This window comes from Neisseria sp. P0021.S007, from assembly GCF_051956855.1.
Genome location: NZ_JBQCXA010001718.1, coordinates 1 through 443, shown reverse-complemented (window position 1 = coordinate 443; position 443 = coordinate 1). Strand labels below are relative to the sequence as shown.

The window sequence follows — 443 nt, the reverse complement described above, 5'->3', positions numbered from 1 at the left end:
GCGCAGAGAGCGGCCGAGTCATCAGATTGATGGATGCCGCTTTTCAGTTTTTCTAAAACGAAAGGATTTTCCTTGTCCAAACGCAACATTTTCCCCGTCGACAAATCTTTGGAGCAACCCGAGCGCGTGATGCTGGTCGGGGTGATGTTGAGCGCGGATTATTCGGGCGCGAACGAAGTGCGCGAGCGGACTTTTCAGACGACCTTGGACGAGGCGGCGGAATTGGTTGCGGCGGCGGGCGGCGAGCTGGTGTTGCGGGAAACCGCCAAGCGCGACAAGGCGCATACGGCTTATTTCGTCGGTACGGGCAAGGCGGAAGAGTTGGCGGCGGCGGTGAAGCTGCACGACATCGGCTTGGCGGTGTTCAACCATGAATTGACGCCGACGCAGGAGCGCAATTTGGAAAAAATCCTGCAATGCCGCGTTCTCGACCTGTCTATTAT

General features: G+C 57.1%; 1 pseudogene. It reads left to right on the top strand.

Going from position 1 to position 443, the window contains the following annotated elements:
• Nucleotides 1-72 precede the first annotated feature (72 nt).
• Nucleotides 73-443 (top strand): annotated as a pseudogene (locus tag ACTHUR_RS21100) (GTPase HflX); the annotation flags it as partial.